The sequence below is a fragment of the Isoptericola sp. NPDC056578 genome (assembly GCF_042793275.1).
Lineage (GTDB): Bacteria > Actinomycetota > Actinomycetes > Actinomycetales > Cellulomonadaceae > Isoptericola.
On sequence record NZ_JBHTVC010000058.1, the window covers coordinates 1 to 19,177 of the forward strand.

General features: G+C 76.4%; 18 protein-coding genes. 7 read left to right on the forward strand and 11 right to left on the reverse strand.

Going from position 1 to position 19,177, the window contains the following annotated elements; translation table 11 throughout:
• Nucleotides 1-39 precede the first annotated feature (39 nt).
• Nucleotides 40-699 (reverse strand): hypothetical protein, encoded by a 660-nt coding sequence (locus tag ACFQ80_RS18185; RefSeq protein WP_430564627.1) that lies wholly within the window; start codon nucleotides 697-699, stop codon nucleotides 40-42.
• Nucleotides 696-2,249: a PspC domain-containing protein gene (locus tag ACFQ80_RS18190; protein ID WP_430564628.1), complete on the reverse strand. Its 1,554-nt coding sequence runs from the start codon at nucleotides 2,247-2,249 to the stop codon at nucleotides 696-698. The genes ACFQ80_RS18185 and ACFQ80_RS18190 overlap by 4 nt, the downstream gene beginning before the upstream one ends.
• Nucleotides 2,250-2,386: 137 nt before the next feature.
• Between ACFQ80_RS18190 and ACFQ80_RS18195 the strand changes: the two genes are divergently transcribed.
• On the forward strand, nucleotides 2,387-3,739 hold the full coding sequence (locus tag ACFQ80_RS18195; protein ID WP_430564629.1) for a PspC domain-containing protein: 1,353 nt from the start codon (nucleotides 2,387-2,389) through the stop codon (nucleotides 3,737-3,739).
• Between the two features lie 68 nt (nucleotides 3,740-3,807).
• Nucleotides 3,808-4,422 (forward strand): LuxR C-terminal-related transcriptional regulator, encoded by a 615-nt coding sequence (locus ACFQ80_RS18200; RefSeq protein ID WP_430564646.1) that lies wholly within the window; start codon nucleotides 3,808-3,810, stop codon nucleotides 4,420-4,422.
• On the opposite strand, the gene ACFQ80_RS18205 is transcribed toward ACFQ80_RS18200, so the two are convergent.
• The 4 genes from ACFQ80_RS18205 to ACFQ80_RS18220 are packed head-to-tail and all read right to left on the reverse strand — an operon-like array spanning nucleotide 4,388 to nucleotide 9,139.
• The gene (locus ACFQ80_RS18205) at nucleotides 4,388-5,143 is read right to left on the reverse strand and encodes a sirohydrochlorin chelatase (RefSeq protein WP_430564630.1); all 756 of its coding nucleotides are present in this window, start codon (nucleotides 5,141-5,143) and stop codon (nucleotides 4,388-4,390) included. The two genes, ACFQ80_RS18200 and ACFQ80_RS18205, sit on opposite strands and share 35 nt — an antisense overlap.
• A 56-nt stretch (nucleotides 5,144-5,199) precedes the next feature.
• Nucleotides 5,200-6,564: a uroporphyrinogen-III C-methyltransferase gene (cobA, locus tag ACFQ80_RS18210; protein WP_430564631.1), complete on the reverse strand. Its 1,365-nt coding sequence runs from the start codon at nucleotides 6,562-6,564 to the stop codon at nucleotides 5,200-5,202.
• The gene (locus tag ACFQ80_RS18215) at nucleotides 6,561-7,412 is read right to left on the reverse strand and encodes a phosphoadenylyl-sulfate reductase (protein WP_430550409.1); all 852 of its coding nucleotides are present in this window, start codon (nucleotides 7,410-7,412) and stop codon (nucleotides 6,561-6,563) included. The genes cobA and ACFQ80_RS18215 overlap by 4 nt, the downstream gene beginning before the upstream one ends.
• The gene (locus ACFQ80_RS18220) at nucleotides 7,409-9,139 is read right to left on the reverse strand and encodes a nitrite/sulfite reductase (RefSeq protein ID WP_430550408.1); all 1,731 of its coding nucleotides are present in this window, start codon (nucleotides 9,137-9,139) and stop codon (nucleotides 7,409-7,411) included. The genes ACFQ80_RS18215 and ACFQ80_RS18220 overlap by 4 nt, the downstream gene beginning before the upstream one ends.
• A gap of 404 nt (nucleotides 9,140-9,543) precedes the next feature.
• Between ACFQ80_RS18220 and ACFQ80_RS18225 the strand changes: the two genes are divergently transcribed.
• The gene (locus tag ACFQ80_RS18225) at nucleotides 9,544-9,915 is read left to right on the forward strand and encodes a hypothetical protein (protein WP_430564632.1); all 372 of its coding nucleotides are present in this window, start codon (nucleotides 9,544-9,546) and stop codon (nucleotides 9,913-9,915) included.
• A gap of 28 nt (nucleotides 9,916-9,943) precedes the next feature.
• Nucleotides 9,944-10,426 carry a DUF456 domain-containing protein gene (locus tag ACFQ80_RS18230; RefSeq protein ID WP_430550406.1) on the forward strand — a complete coding sequence of 161 codons (483 nt, stop codon included), beginning with the start codon at nucleotides 9,944-9,946 and terminating at the stop codon, nucleotides 10,424-10,426.
• A gap of 32 nt (nucleotides 10,427-10,458) precedes the next feature.
• Here the strand turns inward: ACFQ80_RS18230 and ACFQ80_RS18235 are convergent, their stop codons facing one another.
• From ACFQ80_RS18235 to ACFQ80_RS18250, 4 genes are all read right to left on the reverse strand, one after another.
• Nucleotides 10,459-10,734 carry a hypothetical protein gene (locus ACFQ80_RS18235; RefSeq protein ID WP_430564633.1) on the reverse strand — a complete coding sequence of 92 codons (276 nt, stop codon included), beginning with the start codon at nucleotides 10,732-10,734 and terminating at the stop codon, nucleotides 10,459-10,461.
• A gap of 55 nt (nucleotides 10,735-10,789) precedes the next feature.
• Nucleotides 10,790-13,561, reverse strand: a complete 2,772-nt coding sequence (locus ACFQ80_RS18240; protein WP_430564634.1) for an AAA family ATPase — start codon at nucleotides 13,559-13,561, stop codon at nucleotides 10,790-10,792.
• 83 nt (nucleotides 13,562-13,644) lie between these two features.
• Nucleotides 13,645-13,986 (reverse strand): YnfA family protein, encoded by a 342-nt coding sequence (locus ACFQ80_RS18245; RefSeq protein ID WP_430550403.1) that lies wholly within the window; start codon nucleotides 13,984-13,986, stop codon nucleotides 13,645-13,647.
• Nucleotides 13,987-14,034: 48 nt separating this feature from the next.
• Nucleotides 14,035-14,418, reverse strand: a complete 384-nt coding sequence (locus ACFQ80_RS18250) for a VOC family protein (protein WP_430550402.1) — start codon at nucleotides 14,416-14,418, stop codon at nucleotides 14,035-14,037.
• A gap of 134 nt (nucleotides 14,419-14,552) precedes the next feature.
• Here ACFQ80_RS18250 and ACFQ80_RS18255 point away from each other — a divergent pair, with 134 nt between their 5' ends.
• Complete coding sequence (locus ACFQ80_RS18255) at nucleotides 14,553-15,071, forward strand: GNAT family N-acetyltransferase (RefSeq protein ID WP_430564635.1); 519 nt, start codon at nucleotides 14,553-14,555, stop codon at nucleotides 15,069-15,071.
• On the opposite strand, the gene ACFQ80_RS18260 is transcribed toward ACFQ80_RS18255, so the two are convergent.
• Complete coding sequence (locus ACFQ80_RS18260; protein ID WP_430550400.1) at nucleotides 15,068-15,646, reverse strand: TetR/AcrR family transcriptional regulator; 579 nt, start codon at nucleotides 15,644-15,646, stop codon at nucleotides 15,068-15,070. The genes ACFQ80_RS18255 and ACFQ80_RS18260 overlap by 4 nt on opposite strands.
• A gap of 93 nt (nucleotides 15,647-15,739) precedes the next feature.
• Here ACFQ80_RS18260 and ACFQ80_RS18265 point away from each other — a divergent pair, with 93 nt between their 5' ends.
• Complete coding sequence (locus tag ACFQ80_RS18265) at nucleotides 15,740-16,366, forward strand: NAD(P)-dependent oxidoreductase (RefSeq protein WP_430564636.1); 627 nt, start codon at nucleotides 15,740-15,742, stop codon at nucleotides 16,364-16,366.
• Between the two features lie 60 nt (nucleotides 16,367-16,426).
• Complete coding sequence (locus ACFQ80_RS18270) at nucleotides 16,427-19,147, forward strand: UvrD-helicase domain-containing protein (RefSeq protein WP_430564637.1); 2,721 nt, start codon at nucleotides 16,427-16,429, stop codon at nucleotides 19,145-19,147.
• Nucleotides 19,148-19,177 lie beyond the last annotated feature (30 nt).

A 19,177-nucleotide genomic window follows, 5' to 3' on the forward strand; every position in this document is an offset into this window, starting at 1 on the left:
GCGGTGACCCCTCGGGTCACCGCCGCGTCGTCGTGCGCGTCAGCGGACGGTCGTCGCGCGGCGCCGTCGGCGTACCGCGCTGACCACCGAGCCGATCACCAGCAGGGCGCCTGCCGCGGCGAGGAGCACGATGGCGGCCAGCTCGATGTCGATGTGCGCGCCCGCGGCGTTGGCCACGAGACCCACGCCGAAGGCGACGACAAGGAAGCCCCACACGATCGTGCTGGACCGCGGGCCGGTGCTGGCGTGCGGCTCGTCCACGGGCGCGGTCACCGGGGCCGCGGGCGCCGGCTCGGCCGGCTCGGACTGTGCCCACTCCGCCGAGGCAGGCGCGGACGAGGCCCACTCCGCCGACGCCGGCTCGGGCAGGGTGGCGCCGTAACCGGGGGACGGTGTCGCGGGCGCGGAGCCCGCGGCCTGCGTGGCCGCGTGCTCGGTGGACGCCGGTTCCGCCGGGCGCTCCGGCCGGTCGAAGATCGACAGCGGGTCGTCCGGCCCCGCCACGGGGAACGCGCGGGTGTCGCCCGAGCCGGCGGAGGCCTGCGTCTCGTCGGCTGCCGGGAGCGCCCGGGTCTCGTCGGCCGCGGGCAGTGCCTGCGTCTCGTCGGCCGCGGGCAGCGCCTGCGTCTCGTCGGGGGCCGGCAGGGCCTGGGTCTCGTCCGGCTCGGGGCCGGGCGTGGTGGGCTTGTCGTCGCTCATCGGGACTCCTCGATGGTCAGGTTGCCGGCGCGCACGCCGACGTCGAGCAGCAGGCGGGCGCCGTCAGCCTCGCGCGCTTCCTCGGTCGTGAACCGCACGGGACCGTTGGTGTAGGTGTTGACGGAGCGGCCCTGGCCGTCCACGCGCCACTCGGCGTTGCCCGCGATGACCTCGACGTCGGCCTCCACGGCCTGGCCGTCGGGGATCAGGACGGTCGCGTTGCCGGCGGAGATCGTGACGGGGACGACAACGGGGTCGCCCAGCGGGACGTCCGTCAGGTCGAGGTCGGTGAGGTCGACCGTGGCGTCGCCGAACCGCACGTGCACGCCCTCCTCCGCCTCGGCGGTCGTCGTCGGGTGCAGGGTGCCGTCGCTGACGACCGCCGCGGCGCCGGACTGCTGCGGGCCGTCGTCCCAGAACTCCCAGGAGACGCGGTCCCCGGCGAACGGCCAGGTGATGACGCCGGCGATCAGCGCGAGGATCGCGAAGAACGTCAGGCCGCCGCCGCGCCGGCCGCGCAGGCCCGTCACGACCAGCCCGAGCCCGAGGACCACGATCGACGCGCCCAGCCACGTGGGGCCGAGGGGCAGGTCGAGGTTCCCGGTGCGGTCGGCCACGAGGAGCAGCGCTCCCGCGAGCAGCACGAGCCCGAGGACGATCCCGACCGCGGCGGCGCCGGGGCCGCGGCGCGGGGGCCGCGGCGGGCGCGGCGGACGCGGCGCGACGACCGGTGCCGCCGGGGGAGCGGCCGGCGCGGGCGCGGCGGCCCAGGTTCCGGACGACGGCGCGGCGGGCGCCGTGGCCCAGGAACCCGAGGGGCCCGGGGTGCTCGAGTGGGTCGAGGCGCTCGTGGGGGCCGACGGGTCGGCCGGGGGCTGCGTCGTGGAGGGCGACGTCAGGTACGGGGCCGGCGGTGCCGGGACGAAGGAGCCCGTGGACGAGGGGCCGCTCGTGGCGGGGTCGTCCGTCGTGCTCGGCGCGGGCGCGGCGGGGTACGGGGGCGCCGCGGGGTACGGGGGCGCGGGCGGGGCGCCGGGGCCGCCGTTGCGCGGCCGGCGGTCGCGGATCAGCTTGACGACCAGCCAGACGATCCCGACCCAGACGGCGATCCACAGGAGGCCGCCGATCCACTCGATCCCGAAGCCCCACCACCCGAGGCCGTTGTTCCACGCGAAGCCGACGATGAGCGCGACGACCGCCCCGAGCAGCGCGACGTCGAAGTCGCCACGGAATGCCTGCTGCAGGTGGATGCGGCCGTCCCGCTCCGGCAGCAGCGCCCACGCGACCGCGTAGATGACGATGCCCGCGCCGGTGAGGAAGAAGCTGAGGATCAGCAGGCCGCGCACCAGCAGCGGGTCCAGCCCGAACCGGTCGGCCACGCCGCCCGCGACGCCGCCGACCCACCGGTCGTCGGACCGGATCAGGCCGATGCGGCGGATGGAGTCGAAGAAGCCGTCGCCGGTGCGGCGCGGCGGCGTGCCGCCGGCGGCGGGGGCGCCGCCTGCTCCGGGCTGCGGCCCGGGCGGCTGGGGGAGGTCGTCGGTGCTCATGGCTCCATCCTGGCGACCGCGCGGCCGCCGCGGCATCGGGTGCTGCCCTGACGCGACCCTGATTCGGCGGGCCGGGCCACCCTGAAACCTCGGGATCGCGCGCCCCGGGGCGCCCCTGACGTGCCAGGATCGGGAGCATGACCACCGAGCGACCCCCGCGCCTCCCGCTGCGCCGGCCCCCTCAGGGGCGGGTGCTCGCCGGCGTCGCCGCGGGCCTCGCCGCCCACCTGGGCCTCCCGGTCCTGGTGGTGCGCCTCGCCTTCCTGCTGCTCACCCTGGTGGCGGGCGCGGGCGCGGTGGCCTACGTGTTCTGGTGGGTGACCGTGCCGTCGGGCGACCCGCGGCAGGCCGCGGACTCCACCCCCACGTCGTTGCAGCGGCTCGCGCCGCGCCTGCGGCTGCGGGGGCCGGTCTCGGCACTGCCGGTGCGCGACGTCCTCGTCGGGGCGGCCCTCATCGCGGGCGCGTTCGTCCTGGTCGCGATCCGCGCGGGCTGGGACGTCGGGGCGTCGTGGGTGCTGCCGGCGCTCGTCGCCGTCGGCGGCCTGGCGCTCGCGTGGAGCCAGCTCGACGCCGCGCAGCGCGGTCGCCTCGGGGACGGCGGCTCCGGCACCCGACGCTCGACGCTCGTGCTGCGGCTGGTGGGCGGCGTCGTCCTCGTCATGGTGGGCGTGCTGCTGCTCATCGGCCAGGACGCCCCCGTGCCGGTGCTGCTGCAGGCCGCCGTGGCGTCGCTCGCGGTCCTCGCGGGGGCGGCGCTCATGCTGGCCCCCTGGTGGCTGCGGCTGGTGCGCGAGCTGGGCGACGAGCGCGCCGCCCGCGCGCGCGAGGCCGAGCGGGCCGACATCGCCGCGCACCTGCACGACTCCGTGCTGCAGACCCTCGCACTGATCCGCTCGCGCGCGGACGACCCGGAGGCGGTGGCCCGCATGGCACGCGCCCAGGAGCGCGAGCTGCGCGAGTGGCTGTACACCGACCGCACGGCCCCGGGCACGTCGCTCGCGGCCGAGCTGCGCGCCCTCGTGGCGGAGGTCGAGGACGGCCGGGCCGTCGAGGTCGAGTCGGTCATGGTGGGCGACTGCGTGCCCACGGAGGAGACCTCGGCCCTGCTGCAGGCGTCGCGCGAGGCGCTCGTGAACGCGGTCGTGCACGGCCGCCCGCCGGTGACGGTCTACCTCGAGGTGACCGACGTCGCCGTGGAGGTGTTCGTCCGCGACCGCGGCGACGGGTTCGAGATGGACGACATCGCGCCCGACCGGTTCGGCGTCCGGGAGTCCATCCTGGGCCGGGTGCACCGGCGCGGCGGCACCGCCGACGTGACCAGCCGCCCCGGCTGGGGCACCGAGGTGCGGCTGCGGATGCCGCGCGACGGCGCCGCCGCCCCGGCGGCGGCTCCTGCGGCCGCCGACCAGCCCACCGACGAGCGCACCGACGCGCGCACCGACGAGAACGAGCCGAGCACGACCGCCGACGAAGGAGCACGCACGTGACCACTCCCAGCGACGCGACGCCGCAGCCGACGGGGCCGGTCCCCGTCGTGCTCGTCGACGACCACCACATGTTCCGCACCGGCGTGCGCGCCAGCCTGGACAGTCGGGTACTGGTGGTGGGCGAGGCGGCGGACGTCGACCAGGCGGTCGCCGTCGTGCACGAGCACCGCCCGCCCGTCGTGCTGCTCGACGTGCACCTGCCGGGGGGCAACGGCGGCGGCGGGGCGGAGGTGGTGCGGCGCTGCGCGGACCTGCTGAGCGAGACGAAGTTCCTCGCGCTGTCCGTGTCGGACGCGGCCGAGGACGTGGTGGCCGTCATCCGCGCCGGGGCGCGCGGCTACGTCACGAAGAACATCTCGGCGTCGGACCTGTCCGGCGCCGTCGTGCGCGTGGCGGGTGGCGACGCGGTCTTCTCGCCCCGGCTCGCGGGCTTCGTCCTGGACGCGTTCGGCACGGCGGCCGGCGACGTGGCCGTCGCGGACGACGAGCTGGACCGCCTGTCCAAGCGGGAGCAGGAGGTCATGCGGCTCATCGCGCGTGGCTACTCCTACCGCGAGGTGGCGAGCGAGCTGTTCATCTCCATCAAGACGGTCGAGACGCACGTGTCGGCCGTGCTGCGCAAGCTCCAGCTGTCCAGCCGCTACGAGCTCACGCGGTGGGCCGCGGCCCGCCGGCTGCTGTGACGAGGCCGGCTCGGACAGCGGCGCCGTAGCGCTCGACGACGACGTCCACCAGGCCCGCGGGCGCCTCCTCGTCGGCGACCAGGAGCGGCGCGGCGGTGACGTCCCCGCCCGCCCGGGCGGCGAGGTCCGCGAAGAAGCCCGGCGCGAGCAGGTACGACGCGACGACGACGCGACGGCCCGGCTGCTCGGCCCGGGCCGTGTCCACGACCTCGTGCACGCGCGGGGTGGCGTTCGCGATGTACCCGACGGCGACGGGACGTCCCAGGCGTCCGGCCAGGCGGGCGGCGGTGGTCTCGCAGTCGGCGACGGCTCGGGCGTCGCTCGACCCGGCGGCGGCCAGGACGACGGTGTCGTCGTCGCGCACGCCCGCCTCGGCGAGGCGCTGCTCGAGCACGTCGACCAGGCGGTCGTCGGGCCCGAGCGCCCCGCCGAGCGCCACGACGTCGCCGTGCGCGACGGCGGCGTCGACGTCCTCGCGCAGGTCGACGTGCACGTGGTAGCCCGCCGACAGCAGCAGCGGCACCACGACCGTCGGCGCGTCGAGGTCCCGCAGCCCCGCCAGGCAGGTCGGGACGTCCGGCTGCTGCACGTCGACGAAGCCCGCGTGCACGGGAACGTCGGGCAGGCGGGCGGCCACCGCCTCGACCAGGGTCGCGACGGCGCCCGCGCCGGTGGCGGACGCCGTCCCGTGCGAGACGGCGAGGAGCGCGGGAGCGGTCATGCCGGCAACCCTAGGACGGGCCTCGTCCCGCGCCGTTTCGTCCGTGTGAACCGTCGTCACGACGACCTCACGGCCCCGGTCACGATGCTGTGAACGGAGCTGTGCGCGGACGTGGGCCCGGTCCACGCCGGGCTGCGCCGCACGACGTCGCCCACGACGGTCACGGCCGGGGCCCGCACGCCCACGGCGCGCGCCCGGTCGGCGATGTCGGCGAGCGTGCCGACGGTGGTGCGCTGGCGGGCGCCGAACCCGTCCTCCACGACGGCGACGGGCGTGTCGGCCGGGCGGCCCGCCGCGACGAGCGCGCGGGCGGTGTCCGCGAGCCGGGTGACGCCCATGAGCAGCACGAGCGTGTGGTCGGTGCCGCCGGGCACCTGACCGACGTCGTCGTGCGCGGTGAGCACGCTGAAGCCGCGGGCGAGCCCGCGGTGGGTGACCGGGATGCCGGCCGCCGCCGGCACGGAGACGGCGGACGTCACGCCGGGCACGACCTCCACCTCGATCCCGGCGGCGCGGCAGGCGTCGAGCTCCTCGCCGCCGCGGCCGAAGACGTACGGGTCGCCGCCCTTGAGGCGCACCACGTCGCGCCCGGCGAGCGCGTGCCGCACCAGCAGCGCGGTGATCTCCTCCTGCGGCACCGGATGGTGCCCGGACGTCTTGCCGACGTCGACCACCTCGACGTCGTCGGCCAGCCCGGTCAGCAGGGACCGGGGGGCCAGGCGGTCGACGACGACGACGTGCGCCGCGGCGAGCAGGCGCCGACCGCGCACGGTGACGAGGCCCGCGTCCCCGGGCCCGCCGCCGACGAGGGCGACGCGCCCGATGCGCGAACCGCCGCCGGGCCCACCGGCGGGGTCGGCGGAGCGCACGGCGCGCAGCGGCAGGCTGCCGTCGTCGAGCCCGGCCACGACGGCGTCGCGCACCCGCACGGCGCGGCGCGGGTCGCGACCGGCGGTGACCGCGACGGCGAGGTCGCCGGCGGGCCGCCCGGCGGCGTCCGTCACGGGGGTACGGGCCACGGCGGGCACCCAGGCCGAGCCGAGCCCGGCGTCCCCCGCGGTGACGCAGAACGTCCGCAGCAGCTCGGCGTCGCCGGCGACGCGGGCGTCGACGTCGGGGTCGCCGGTCGCGGTGTGCACCAGCCACGCGCCGTCGAGGTCGCCGTCGCAGTAACCGCGGGTGATCCGCTCGATCGCGCCCGCGGAGACGAGCGAGGCGAGCTCGGGGACGACGTCGGGCGCGATCACGCGCACGCGCGCCCCGGCGGCGAGCAGGCCGCGCACGCGCCGCAGCGCCACGGGGCCGCCACCCACGACGATGACGAGACGGCCGCCGACCCGCAGGCCCAGCGGGTACGTGTCGTGCGGCGCGGCGGGCCGGGCGGCGCGTGGCGCGTTCGAGGACGTCCTGCGGCGGCTCATACGTGCAGCCCGCACTCGTCCTTGTCCCGGCCGGCCCAGCGGCCGGCGCGGGCGTCCTGCCCGGCTTCGACCCGCTGCGTGCAGGGCTCGCAGCCCACGGACGGGTACCCGTCGCCGAGCAGGGGGTTCACCACCACGCCGTGCGTGCGGGCGTACTCCTGGACCTCCTCGTCGGTCCAGGCCGCGAGGGGGTTGATCTTCACGACGCCGTTGCGCTCGTCGAACGCGACCAGGGGCGCGTTCGCGCGGGCCGCGGTCTCGCCGCGGCGGACGCCGGTCGCCCAGGCCTCGTAGCCCTGCAGGGCCTGCCGCATGGGAGCCACCTTACGCATGGCGCAGCAGGCCTCGGGGTCCCGGTCGTGCAGGCGGGGGCCGTGCTTCGCGTCCTGCTCGGCGACGGTCAGCTCGGGGCGGACGTCGACCACGTCCACGTCCATCTCGATCTCGACCGCGCCGCGCGTGCCGAGCGTCTCCGCGAAGTGGTAGCCGGTGTCGCCGAAGAGCACGTCGACGAACGGGAGCTGCCGGGAGACCAGGTGCGCGAGGACGAGGTCCTGCATCGACGACGCGACCGCGAGGTACGGGCCGAACTCGCGCACGGCCCAGGCGACGACCTCCTCGGCGGTGGCCTCGGGACGGTCGCCGTCGGCGTGCAGCTGGGCCTGGCCCCGCTCGACGACGTGGCGCAGCTCCTCGGTGGAGCGGCGGTGCCGGGCCGCACGCGCGTGCCGCCGGGCGTCGCGCGACTCCTCGCGCGCCGCCGCCCGGGCCCGCACCTCGGCGAGCCGGCCCCCGCCCGCCGGGGAGGTGAGCAGCGTGACCGGGGAGGAGACCTCGACGGCGGTCATCGCAGGGCCTCTTCGTCGGCCCGGTGCGCCCACTGGGCGAACGTCTCGCCGCCGTCGTGCTCGGCGTCGTACCGCCGCACGACGCGCTCCACGTAGTCGCCGACCTCCGACGCCGGCACCTTGAGGCCGCGCACCGTGCGGCCCAGGCCGCCCTCGTCGCGGCCCTCGCCGACCAGACCGCCGCCCAGGTGCACCTGGAAGCCGGGCATCTGCTCGCCGTCGACCGTGATGATCTGGCCCTTGAGCCCGATGTCGGCGGTCTGGATGCGGGCGCAGGAGTTGGGGCAGCCGTTGACGTTGAGCTCGATGGGCCGGTCGAGCCGGTCGGTGACGTCGCCGAGCCGGTCCTCGAGCTCGCCGATCACGCGCGCCGCGGTGTCCTTGGTGTCGACGATGGCGAGCTTGCAGAACTCGATGCCCGTGCAGGCGATGGTCGAGCGGCGGAACAGGCTCGGACGAGCGGTGAGGCCCAGGGGCTCGAGCCCGTCCAGCAGCTCGTCGACGCGGTCGGCGGGCACGCCGAGGACCACGACCTTCTGGTGCGCGGTGAGCCGGGCGGAGTCCGCGCCGACCTGCTCGATGAGGTCGGCCAGCCCGGTGAGCGTGTTGCCGCCGACCCGCCCGACGACGGGCGCGGCGCCCACGTAGAAACGGCCGTCCTTCTGCTCGTGCACCCCGACGTGGTCGCCGGGACGCGTGGCCGGCGCCGGCGCGGGGCCGTCCGGCAGCGGGTGGCCGAGGTACTCGTTCTCCAGCACCTCGCGGAACTTCTCGGTGCCCCAGTCCGCCAGCAGGAACTTCAGGCGGGCCTTGTTGCGCAGCCGCCGGTAGCCGTAGTCGCGGAAGATGCGGATGACGCCGTGCCAGACGTCGGGCGCCTGCTCCTCGGTGACGAAGACCCCGAGCCGCTCGCCGAGCCGCGGCGTCGTCGACAGCGCCCCGCCCACCCACAGGTCGTAGCCGGGGCCGAGCTCCGGGTGGACCACGCCGACCAGCGAGATGTCGTTGATCTCGTGCACCACGTCGAGGCTCGGGTGCCCGGTGATCGCCGTCTTGAACTTGCGGGGCAGGTTCGCGAGCTCCGGGTCGCCGATGTACCGGCGCTTGATCTCGAGGATGACCGGGGTCGGGTCGATGATCTCGTCGGCCGCGATGCCCGCGACCGGGCTGCCGAGGAAGCCGCGAGGAGAGTCGCCGCAGGCCGTGGTCGTCTCGAGGCCCACCGTGTCGAGACGGCGCCAGATCTCCGGCATGCTCTCGATCTCGATCCAGTGGTACTGGATGTTCTGCCGGTCGGTGATGTCGGCCGAGCCCCGCCCGAAGTCCGCCGAGATGCCGCCGAGCACCCGCAGCGCCGCCGGTGAGAGCGCCTGGCCGTCCGACCGGACCCGCAGCATGAAGTAGCGGTCCTCCAGCTCGTGCGGCTCGAGCGTCGCCGTGCGGCCCCCGTCGATCCCGGGCTTGCGCTGCGTGTACAGGCCCCACCAGCGGAACCGGCCGTGCAGGTCGTCGTCGGTGATCGAGTCGAAGCCCTCGCGCGCGTAGGTCGACTCGATGCGCTCGCGGACGCCGAGCGGAGCCGCCTCCTGCTTGAAGACCTCGTTGTGGTTCAGGGGTTCGGTGCCGTCGACCTTCCACTGCCCGTTCGGGCGCGCCGTGCGCGGGGGGCGGACGCGCGCGGGGGTGTTGTCGCCGGTCGGGGCGGGTGCGGTGGTCTGCGTCGTCATCTGGGGGAGTTCCTCGGGTCCTCGGGGGCGGGACGCGCGACGACGAGAGACTCAGCGGGGGTGGGCCGAGGACCGACGGCGCGCGCCGGTGCTCAGGAGCCGCGCGGGGGCGGCGGGGCTGAGGTAGGGCGCGATCAGCGACAGCAGCACAGACAGCTGCGCATGCTGCGACGCACGCACGCCGGCATCTCGTGACGAGTCGTCACGAGGAGGCGGTGCGCGGCCGTGGTCATGGGGATGACCGTAGCCGCACCGGACGGTCTCGCGCGAGACAGGGTCCACATGGTGGGACCACATGTTGGGACGATGGGGGGAAGGCTTGCGTCGGGTCGCCCGAGTGTGATGTGTGACCGGTTGCGGACACCGGTGTCAGATCCCGCTCCGCGCGCGGCTAGGCTGCCCGCATGGAGTTCCTCTACCACGTCTTCGTCGCGCTCCACTTCGTGGGCTGGGCGATCGTCCTCGGTGGCTACATCGCGTCGATCAAGAGCCCGGGCCTCTACCGCGGGGTCTTCCACGGCGCCGCGACCGCGCTCGTCGCCGGCGTCCTCATGGTCGGCGTCGCCGAGATGGCCGACCTCTGGGCGGACGGCGGCCCCAGCATGGCCAAGATCGGCGTCAAGCTCGTGATCGCGCTGATCATCGCGGTGCTCGCCTTCGTCGCCAAGCGCCAGGGCTCGAAGGGGGACAACGGCACGGGTGCCGTGGCCCCCGGGCTCAAGCACTCGATCGGCGCCCTGACGCTGGTCAACATCCTGGTCGCCGTCTTCTGGTGATCGTCCCCGTCTGCCCGGGGCGGTCGCGATGAGCGTCCTGGGGGAGGTGCTGGTCGGGCTGGCGATCGCCGTCGGCCTGGTCGGCATCGTCGTGCAGGTGCTCCCCGGCAACGTGCTCGTGCTGGGGAGCATCCTCGTGTGGGCATGGGTCACCGGCGGCACGACGGCGTGGGTGTGCTTCGCCGTCGCCGCCCTGGCGGTCGTGGCCGCAGAGACGGGTCAGTGGCTGCTCGCGGGGCGGCACATGCGCCGGGCCGACGTGCCCTGGGGCACGCTCGCGGTCGCCGGCCTCGCGGGGGTCGTCGGGTTCTTCGTGGTGCCCGTGGTCGGGCTCTTCCTCTTCTTCGCCGGCGCCGTCTTCCTCGTGGAGCTGGCCCGACGTCGCGACGCGGCCGTCGCGTGGACGGCCACGCGGGCCGCCCTGAAGGCCACGCTCATCACCATCGGCGTGCAGCTGGCCGGCGGCGTCGTCGCCACGCTCGCCTGGGTGGTCGGGCTGCTCCTCACCTGAGCCCCGGCCCGGTGACCAGGGCGGCGCCCGGCTCAGCGGCCCGTCGCCGTCGGGACGCGGAAGTCCCCGAGCCCGATCCGCGGGGCCGGAGGCGCCTGCTCGAGGGGCGCCGGGTCTCGTGCCCCGTCGCCGACCACCTCGTCGGCGACCGTGAGCGCGGCGGCCGCGAGCAGCGCCCCGCACACCAGGGCCGCCAGCGTGCGCAGGCGGCTGTGGCGCGCCCCGGGGGTCGCGTGGTCGGTCGCGTGGTCGGGCGCGTCGGGAGCGCCCCCGACGCCGAGCGGGGAGATCTCGATCGTCCAGGACATGGCACCCCCTCCCGCACCCTGGTCCGACGATGCGGCCGGGCCGGCGCGGCGCGCATCAGGGACTTCCCTCGTCGTGCGGGAGCTCCCCCCGCCCCGCGAGCGCCCCGAGCTCGGCGCGCGACCGGATGCCGAGCTTCGCGTAGGCGCGGGACAGGTGCGCCTCGACCGTCTTGGCGCTCATGGACAGGGCCACCGCCACCTCCCGGTTCGTCCGTCCGGCGGCGGCCAGGGCGCACACCCGCGCCTCCATCGCGGTGAGCGACGCGCCGGGCGACGGCCCGGACACCCGGTCCGCCTCCGCCCGCGCGACGTCGCCCCAGAGCGTGCAGCCCACGGCCTCCAGCTCCCGGACCGCGCGCCGCGCGGCGTCGCCGGCGGCGGCGCGGCGACGGGCACGCCGCTCCAGCCGGGCGAGGTCGAGCAGGGTGCGCCCGCGCTCGTACCCGGGCGGGAAGGCGGCGAGCGCGTCGTCGAGGAGGCCACGCGCCCGCCCGGTCTCGCCCGTCCCGGCGGCGACGCCCGCCCACCCGCGGGCGAGGACGCCGCGGAGCCACGCGCCCCCGGGCCGGGCCGCCGCCTCGCCGTAGCCGTCCAGCACCTCGGCCGCCGCGGCCGTCCCACCGGTCGCGGCGAGCGCCGCCACGAGGTCGGTGACGACGCCCGCGAACCCGGGGTGGCGGTACCCGCAGGAGAGCACGTGGCGCTCGAGCGGCAGCAGCAGCTCGACGACGGCGGGAGCGTCGCCGGCCGCGAGGAGGACCGCGCCGAGCGCGGCGGCGGGCAGCACGGCGACGTGCGGGGCGCCGAGCTCCGTGAACCGCGCGGTGGCGGCCCGCGCGGTCGGCAGCGCGGCCGCCGCGTCCCCGGTCCAGGCGCCGAGGTGTGCCCTGGCGGTGGCGGCCATGAGCGCGAGGAGCGGACCCTCCGTCACGCGGGCGCGCCCCTCGAGCCGCGCGGCGGCGCCCTCCGCGACGCCGAGCTCGCCGACGAGGGTCGCGGCCCGCGCGAGGTAGAACTGCACGTACCAGAGGTCGGTCTCCTGGCCGCGGTCGACGCACCGGCGTTCGGCGTCGAGCAGGAGCCCCAGCGCGTCCGCGGGCCTGCCCGTGAAGAAGAGCGCGGAGGCGACGTTCACCGTCGGCCACCGGATCGCCGGCACGGCGCGGCCGGGGTCCTCCGCCGCCAGGGCCCGTCGTGCCAGGGACTCGTCGTAGCCCCGGCCGGTGAGCTGGTCGAGGACCGCCCGGCCGGCGAGGAGCTCGGCGCCCGCCCCGTCGTCCGTCCCCGAGGGCGTCCGCCCCGCCGCCGCGTCGACCAGGCAGGTCCGGCCGAGCTCCACCTGGCCGCTGTTGAGAAGCCCGGTCGCGAGGTCGCCGAGGAGCGAGACGTGCAGGTCGGGGTCCGCCCCGGCCAGGGCGACCGCCTCGGAGAGCGCGGCGACCGAGCCCGCGAGGTCGCCCAGGCGGAACCGCGCCCGACCGGCCGTGCCGAGCGCGCGCGCCCGCTCGAGCGGGCTGGTGAGGTCGGGCAGCGCCTCGGCCGCGAGGCCGAGCGCCCGCCCGTAGGCGTCGGTGCGGAGCTGGTCCTCCGCCGCCCGCAGCAGGCGGGCCGGCTCGCGGACGCCGAGCCCGAGCGCGAGGTCCTCCAGCTCCGCCGCGACGGAGGTCGCGCCCCGCCGCCGGGCGGCCTCGGCCGCCGCGTCGAGGGCCCCCAGGGTCTCCGGGTCCGCGCCGGTCGCCGCGTGCGCGAGGTGGCGGGCACGGGCCTCGCCGTCGCCGACGACGTCGGCGAGCGCGCGGTGGCGCGCGCGGCGGCCGCCCGGGGACGTGGCGTCGAGGACGCCCGCGGCGAACAACGGGTGCGTGAACCGGACGCGGCCCTGGTCGAGGCGCACGACCCCGGCGTCCTCCGCCGGGGCGAGGGCGTCGCCCACCGCGGCGTCGCCGTCGTGCAGCACGGCGAGGTGCGCGAGCCGCGGGTCCGCGAGGCAGGCCGCCGAGAGCAGCACCGTGCGCGTGCCGGCCGGCAGCCGCGACACCCGCGCGTCGACCAGGGCGCGCAGCGTGGCGGGGAGGCCGTCGGGTCGTCCCTGGGCGCGCCAGTGCTCCGCGAGCTGGATCGCGAAGAGCGGGTTGCCACCGGCCGCCGCGACGAGGCGCGTCGTGGCCACGGCGTCGAGCACCACCCCGCGGTCCTGGACGACGGCGAGCAGCTCGTCGGGGGCGAGCGCGGGCAGGGCCAGGCGCACGAGCCGACGAGGGTCGGCGGGCTCGAGCTCGGGGACGGGTGCGTCGTCCGCCGCGGGGCCCGGGCCGTCGGACGACCGCGCGCAGGAGAGGACCGCCAGGAAGCCCGTGGCACGGCGGCAGGCGAAGGAGATCGCCTGCCGGCTCGACGGGTCGAGCCACTGCAGGTCGTCCACGGCGACGAGGACCGGGCCGCGCGCCGCCGCGTCGCCGACGAGGGCCCGCACGGCGGCCGCGACGAGCTGCGGCCCGCCGGCCGGGCCCGAGGTCTCGAGGCCGAGGGCGGCGTCCAGCGCGCGCCGCTGGGGGAGGGGGAGGCGTCTCGCGGCGGCGGTGAGCGGCGCGAGCAGCTCGGCCAGGCCGGCGTACTCGAGGCGGACCTCCGCGGGCGCCGGGCGGCCCGCGAGCACGGTGGCGCCCTCGTCGCGCGCCCGGTCCACGGCCGCGAGCCACACGGTCGTCTTGCCGATGCCGGGGGGACCGGTGAGCGCCAGCCCCGCCGGCGCCTCCCGTGCGGCCCCGAGCAGGCCGTCGACGGCTGCCAGGGCGTCGGCTCTCCCCACCACCCGGGGGTCTGCCACGAGCCGACTATCCCACCGCCCGGGGGCACGCACCCGGCACGGGCGGGCTCTTCACCCGCGCCCGCGAGCCCCGCCGGGCGGTGTCAGGCGGCCGCCCCGCGGGGTGCGTACATGATCACCGCGACGCCGGCGAGGCAGATCAGGGCGCCGGCGACGTCCCAGCGGTCGGGCCGGAACCCGTCGACGACCATGCCCCAGACGAGCGAGCCGGCCACGAAGACCCCGCCGTACGCGGCGAGGATGCGGCCGAAGTTCGCGTCCGGCTGCAGGCTCGCGAAGAACCCGTACGCGCCGAGGGCGACGACGCCCGCGCCGATCCAGATCCAGCCGCGGTGCTCGCGCACCCCCTGCCACACCAGCCAGGCGCCGCCGATCTCGAAGACGGCGGCGGCGAGGAAGAGCAGGATCGAGCGGAGCACGGTCATGCGCAGGAGTGTGGCGTGCCCGGCGGGCCCGCCGCGAGCCGGCGCCGGTCAGCCTGCGGGGTTCTCGGTGACGTACAGGGTGTTGCCGTCGGGGTCCCGGAACGAGAACATCGGCGGCGCCGACTCCCACAGCAGGAGCTCGCCGACGTCGGCCCCCGCGTCCTCCAGCGCGGCGTGCGCGGCGCGCGCGTCGGGCGTGACGAGCCGGATCCCGGTGTCGACGCCGGCGGGCAGCCCGTCGCCCGCGCGGACCAGCGCGAGCGACGTCGCGGCGTCCGGTGCGCCGACGTCGACCCACCGGAAGCCGGGCTGCAGCTCGGCGTCGAAGCGGACCTCGAACCCGAGGCGTCCGGTGTAGAAGGCGAGCGCGGCGTCCTGGTCGCGGACGGGGACCGCGACGGTCTGGACCCCGGTGAATCGTGCTGCGGCCACGGTGGTTCCTCCTCGGGCGACGACCCGGCGCCGGTCGCGGCGGGTGCGGTACGGGTGGGACGGTCGCCGGGGGCGGATCTCATCGGCACGCGGCTTAGGGTGTCGGGCGGCAGGCACGGCACGAGGGGGACCCCATGACGACGCAGGACGCGGCAGCGCGGCACGACGACCGGTGGACGGTGCGCGTCGCGACGCTCGACGAGCTGGACGCGCGCACCGCGTACGAGGCGTGGCGGCTGCGCCAGGACGTGTTCGTCGTCGAGCAGGAGTGCGCGTACCCCGACCTCGACGGCCGGGACGCCGAGCCGACGGCGCGGCACGTCGTGCTGCTCGACGGCGCACGGGACGGACGCGTCGTCGCGACGGCCCGCGTGCTCGACGACGGCGACGTGCAGCGCGTCGGCCGCGTGGTGTGCCACCCGGACGTGCGCGGCTCGGGGGCGTCGGGCGTGCTCATGCGCGCCGCGGTGGAGGTGGCCACCGCCGCCGCCCCGCAAGCCGACGTCGTCCTCGGCGCGCAGTCGCCGCTGACCGGTTTCTACGGGCGGTTCGGCTTCGTCCCCGACGGGCCCGAGTACCTCGAGGACGACATCCCGCACACCCCGATGCGGCTGCGCCGCAGGCCGGACGGTGGCTCTGGAGTCGTGAGCTAGTCGGCCGGCGTTCCCAGGCGGACGGCCGCGACGACGCGCCGCGCCCGTTCGGGGGCGTCGGGCACGTCGTCGAGCCCGGCGTAGACGGCCAGGAACGCCTCGAAGAGGGCGGCCCCGGCGAGCGTGCGGGACAGGGCCTCGGTGTCGGTGCCGGGGTCGAGGCGCCCGGCGGCTGCCTCGGCGTCGAGGTAGGCCTGCACCTGCAGGGCGGGCCCCTGCGGCCCCGCGCCGCGGCGGCCGAGGCCCTCCCGGTGCGCCGCGAGCAGCTCCGGCGCGCCGAGGATCGACGCCGCCATGGGGAACGAGCGTGCGTAGAACGCGAGCAGCTGGCCGACGAGGGTCGTGACGTTCTCGACGACGGTCGCGCGACCCACGAGATCGGCGGGCGCGTCGAGCCGGGGGGCTCGTTCGGACAGCACGCCGAGGAACAGCTCCTGCTTGTCCGTGAAGTGCTTGTAGAGCAGCGCCTCGGAGCAGCCGGCCGCGCGGGCGATCTCCTTGGTCGTGGCCCGGGCGATCCCGCGTTCGCGCAGCACCGTGGCCGCGGCGTCGAGGATCCGGTCGCGCGTGCCCATGAGTTCTCCCTGTCCCGTTGACATGCCTGTGCGGCACCCTCATCCTAGGGGTGAGTAAACACTTACTCACCCGACGAACGCGAGGAGCAGCAGATGAAGATCGCCGTCCTGGGTGCCACGGGCCGCACCGGCCGCCTGGTCGTCGAGGAGGCACGCCGCCGTGGCCACCACGTGGTCGCCGTCGTGCGCGACCCGGCCCGGCTGCGCGGGCTGACGCCCGACGACGTCGCGACGGCGGACGGCCTCGACGCCCCCGCGGTCACCGCCGCGCTCGCGGGTGCCGACGCCGTCGTCTCCGCGGTGGGCCCGGTGCCGGGCAGCGAGGCGGGGGTGCATGGGGAGCTCACCCGGGTGCTGGTGCGCGCCGCCCGCGACGCCGGGGTGCGCCGCGCCGTCGTCGTGACCGCGAGCGGCTGGGTGGTGGACGGCGACGACCCGCTGTCCCGATACCTGGCCAAACCGATCCTGGCCCGGGCGCTGCGCGACGCGAACGCGGGCTTCGCCGTCGCGGAGCCGGCGGTGCGGGAGTCGGGGCTCGACTGGACGATCGTGCGGCCGCCCATGCTGCGCGACGGCGCGGGCCGCGGCAGCTACCACCAGCGCCGGGACGGCAACGTCCGGTGGCGCTGGTCGATGCGCCGCGCCGACCTGGCGGCGGCGGTCTGCGATCTGCTGGAGGACCCGACGGCCGTCGGTACGACGGTGTCCGTCGCGGGCTGAGCGTACGGTCGGCCCGGGCGGCGCCGGGATGTCGGCCGCGGAGCCTAGGCTTGGTCCACGATGACCTCCCTGTTCGACAGCCTGTCCCTGCCCGGGTTCGACCACGCCGCGAAGGACGACACCGCACGCCTGCCGTCCACCGCGCCGCGCTGGGACGACGACGCCGCCGACCCGGAGTCCGGCGCGCCCGCGTGGGTGCGCGACGCCGCGGTGGAGGCGCACGACGGCGCCCACGACGGCGGCGCGGCCGAGGGGCGGCCGCGGTCGCGGGGGGCGTTCTCGCACCTGGACCCCGACGCCCTGCTGGACGGGCTGAACCCGCAGCAGCGGGCCGCCGTCGAGCACGCGGGCTCGCCGCTGCTCATCGTCGCGGGCGCCGGGTCCGGCAAGACGCGCGTGCTCACCCACCGCATCGCGTACCTGCTGGCCACGGGCCGGGCGCGGGCGGGGGAGATCCTCGCGATCACGTTCACCAACAAGGCCGCGGCCGAGATGCGCGAGCGGGTCGAGCACCTGGTGGGCCCGGCCGGCGGGCGGATGTGGGTCTCGACGTTCCACTCCGCCTGCGTGCGGATCCTGCGCAAGGAGGCCAAGACCCTCGGCCTGCGCTCCAGCTTCTCCATCTACGACGCGGCGGACTCGCAGCGCCTCATCACGCTGGTGACGCGCGAGCTGGACCTCGACGCGAAGAAGTACCCGGCGCGCTCGCTGGCGCACAAGATCAGCGACCTCAAGAACGAGCTGATCGACCCCGAGACGTACGCGCAGAGCTCGGGCGCCGACGCCACGGAGGAGGGCTGGCGCGAGCGCGCCGCCCGCGCCGCGTCGTCGGGCTCGCTGCCGTCGCAGGCGCCGGAGTTCGACACCGTGCTGGCCGACGTCTACCGCCGCTACCAGCAGCGCCTGGCGCAGGCGAACGCGCTCGACTTCGACGACATCATCATGACGACGGTGAACCTGCTGCAGGCGTTCCCGAACGTCGCGGAGCACTACCGGCGCCGGTTCCGGCACATCCTGGTGGACGAGTACCAGGACACGAACCACGCGCAGTACATGCTGGTGCGGGAGCTCGCGGGTGCCACCGCGGACGGGCCCGGCGCCGACGGCCTCGACCCGGCGGAGCTGACCGTCGTGGGCGACGCCGACCAGTCGATCTACGCGTTCCGCGGCGCCACGATCCGCAACATCGTGGAGTTCGAGGAGGACTACCCCGACGCCACGACGATCCTGCTGGAGCAGAACTACCGCTCCACGCAGACGATCCTCACGGCCGCGAACGCCGTCATCTCGCGCAACCCGGACCGCAAGCCCAAGCGGCTGTGGACCGACGCGGGCGCGGGGGAGAAGATCGTCGGCTACGTGGCCGACGACGAGCATGGCGAGGCGCGGTTCGTCGCGGAGGAGATCGACCGGCTCGGCGACTCCGACGGCGTGCGCCCCGGGGACGTCGCGGTGTTCTACCGCACCAACGCGCAGTCCCGTGCGCTGGAGGAGGTGCTGATCCGCGTCGGCCTGCCGTACAAGGTGGTGGGCGGCACCCGGTTCTACGAGCGCCGCGAGATCAAGGACGCCGTCGCCTACCTGCGTGCGCTGGCGAACCCGGACGACGACGTCAACCTGCGTCGCGTGCTCAACGTGCCCAAGCGCGGCCTGGGGGACAAGGCAGAGTCGCTCGTGGCGTCGTTCGCGGACCGCGAGCGCATCTCCTTCGGGGCGGCGCTCGAGCGCGCCGACGAGATCGGCGGCATGACGTCCCGCACGTCCAAGCCGCTCACGGCGTTCCGCGACATGATGCGCGAGCTGCGCGCCCTCGTCGACGACGGCGAGCCGCCCGCCACGATCCTCGGCGCGGTCCTCGACCGGACGGGCTACCTCGCGGAGCTGCGCGCGTCCGACGACCCGCAGGACGCGTCCCGCGTCGAGAACCTCGCCGAGCTGCACGCCGTCGCGGCGGAGTTCAGCGAGCTGGACCCCGAGGGCGACCTCGCCGACTTCCTCGAGCGCGTGTCGCTGGTGGCCGACGCCGACCAGATCCCCGACGAGGACGTGGCCGACGGCGAGGCGGAGCAGGAGCCCAAGGAGGACCAGGGCGTCGTCACGCTGATGACCCTGCACACCGCCAAGGGCCTGGAGTTCCCCGTCGTCTTCCTCACGGGCATGGAGGACGGCACGTTCCCGCACATGCGGTCGCTGCACGGCGACTCCGAGCTCGCCGAGGAGCGGCGGCTGGCGTACGTCGGGATCACGCGCGCCCGGCAGCGGCTGTACATCTCGAGGTCGGCGGTGCGGTCCGCGTGGGGGGCGCCCAACGAGTTCCCGCCCAGCAGGTTCCTCGAGGAGATCCCCGACGAGCTCTGGGACTGGCGCCGGCGCGAGTCGTCCACCCAGTACCTGCGCCGCGGCGGGTCCGCGTGGGGTGGTCAGGCACGGGGCGGCACGGCACGGAGCGGGTCGGCACGCGGTGGGGCGGGCTCGTCGGGCGGCACCTGGTCGCCTCAGCGGCGCTCGCCGTCCGAGGGTGTCGGCGGGCGGATCGGCCGGCCGAAGGAGGCGGGCACGACGGCGGCGGGCACGGGCGCGACGTTCGGCTCCGCGACCCCGCGCAAGGACGCGGACGTGCCGTCGCTCGACGTCGGCGACAAGGTGACGCACGACGCGTACGGCCTCGGCACGGTCGTGTCGCTGGAGGGGAGCGGCCCGAACTCCGTCGCGCGGATCGACTTCGGCGCGGACGGCACCAAGCGGCTGCTGCTGCGGTACTCGCCGGTCACCAAGCTCTGACCTCGCCGGGCGGGGGCGTGCCGCCGCTGG

Bases quoted from the DNA above. Each gene is read 5' to 3' on its own strand.
- ACFQ80_RS18185 (WP_430564627.1), bottom strand. From the start codon at position 699: ATGAGCGACGACAAGCCCACCACGCCCGGCCCCGAGCCGGACGAGACC.
- ACFQ80_RS18190 (WP_430564628.1), bottom strand. From the start codon at position 2,249: ATGAGCACCGACGACCTCCCCCAGCCGCCCGGGCCGCAGCCCGGAGCA.
- ACFQ80_RS18195 (WP_430564629.1), top strand. From the start codon at position 2,387: ATGACCACCGAGCGACCCCCGCGCCTCCCGCTGCGCCGGCCCCCTCAG.
- ACFQ80_RS18200 (WP_430564646.1), top strand. From the start codon at position 3,808: ATGTTCCGCACCGGCGTGCGCGCCAGCCTGGACAGTCGGGTACTGGTG.
- ACFQ80_RS18205 (WP_430564630.1), bottom strand. From the start codon at position 5,143: ATGACCGCTCCCGCGCTCCTCGCCGTCTCGCACGGGACGGCGTCCGCC.
- cobA (WP_430564631.1), bottom strand. From the start codon at position 6,564: ATGAGCCGCCGCAGGACGTCCTCGAACGCGCCACGCGCCGCCCGGCCC.
- ACFQ80_RS18215 (WP_430550409.1), bottom strand. From the start codon at position 7,412: ATGACCGCCGTCGAGGTCTCCTCCCCGGTCACGCTGCTCACCTCCCCG.
- ACFQ80_RS18220 (WP_430550408.1), bottom strand. From the start codon at position 9,139: ATGACGACGCAGACCACCGCACCCGCCCCGACCGGCGACAACACCCCC.
- ACFQ80_RS18225 (WP_430564632.1), top strand. From the start codon at position 9,544: ATGGAGTTCCTCTACCACGTCTTCGTCGCGCTCCACTTCGTGGGCTGG.
- ACFQ80_RS18230 (WP_430550406.1), top strand. From the start codon at position 9,944: ATGAGCGTCCTGGGGGAGGTGCTGGTCGGGCTGGCGATCGCCGTCGGC.
- ACFQ80_RS18235 (WP_430564633.1), bottom strand. From the start codon at position 10,734: ATGTCCTGGACGATCGAGATCTCCCCGCTCGGCGTCGGGGGCGCTCCC.
- ACFQ80_RS18245 (WP_430550403.1), bottom strand. From the start codon at position 13,986: ATGACCGTGCTCCGCTCGATCCTGCTCTTCCTCGCCGCCGCCGTCTTC.
- ACFQ80_RS18255 (WP_430564635.1), top strand. From the start codon at position 14,553: ATGACGACGCAGGACGCGGCAGCGCGGCACGACGACCGGTGGACGGTG.
- ACFQ80_RS18260 (WP_430550400.1), bottom strand. From the start codon at position 15,646: ATGGGCACGCGCGACCGGATCCTCGACGCCGCGGCCACGGTGCTGCGC.
- ACFQ80_RS18265 (WP_430564636.1), top strand. From the start codon at position 15,740: ATGAAGATCGCCGTCCTGGGTGCCACGGGCCGCACCGGCCGCCTGGTC.
- ACFQ80_RS18270 (WP_430564637.1), top strand. From the start codon at position 16,427: ATGACCTCCCTGTTCGACAGCCTGTCCCTGCCCGGGTTCGACCACGCC.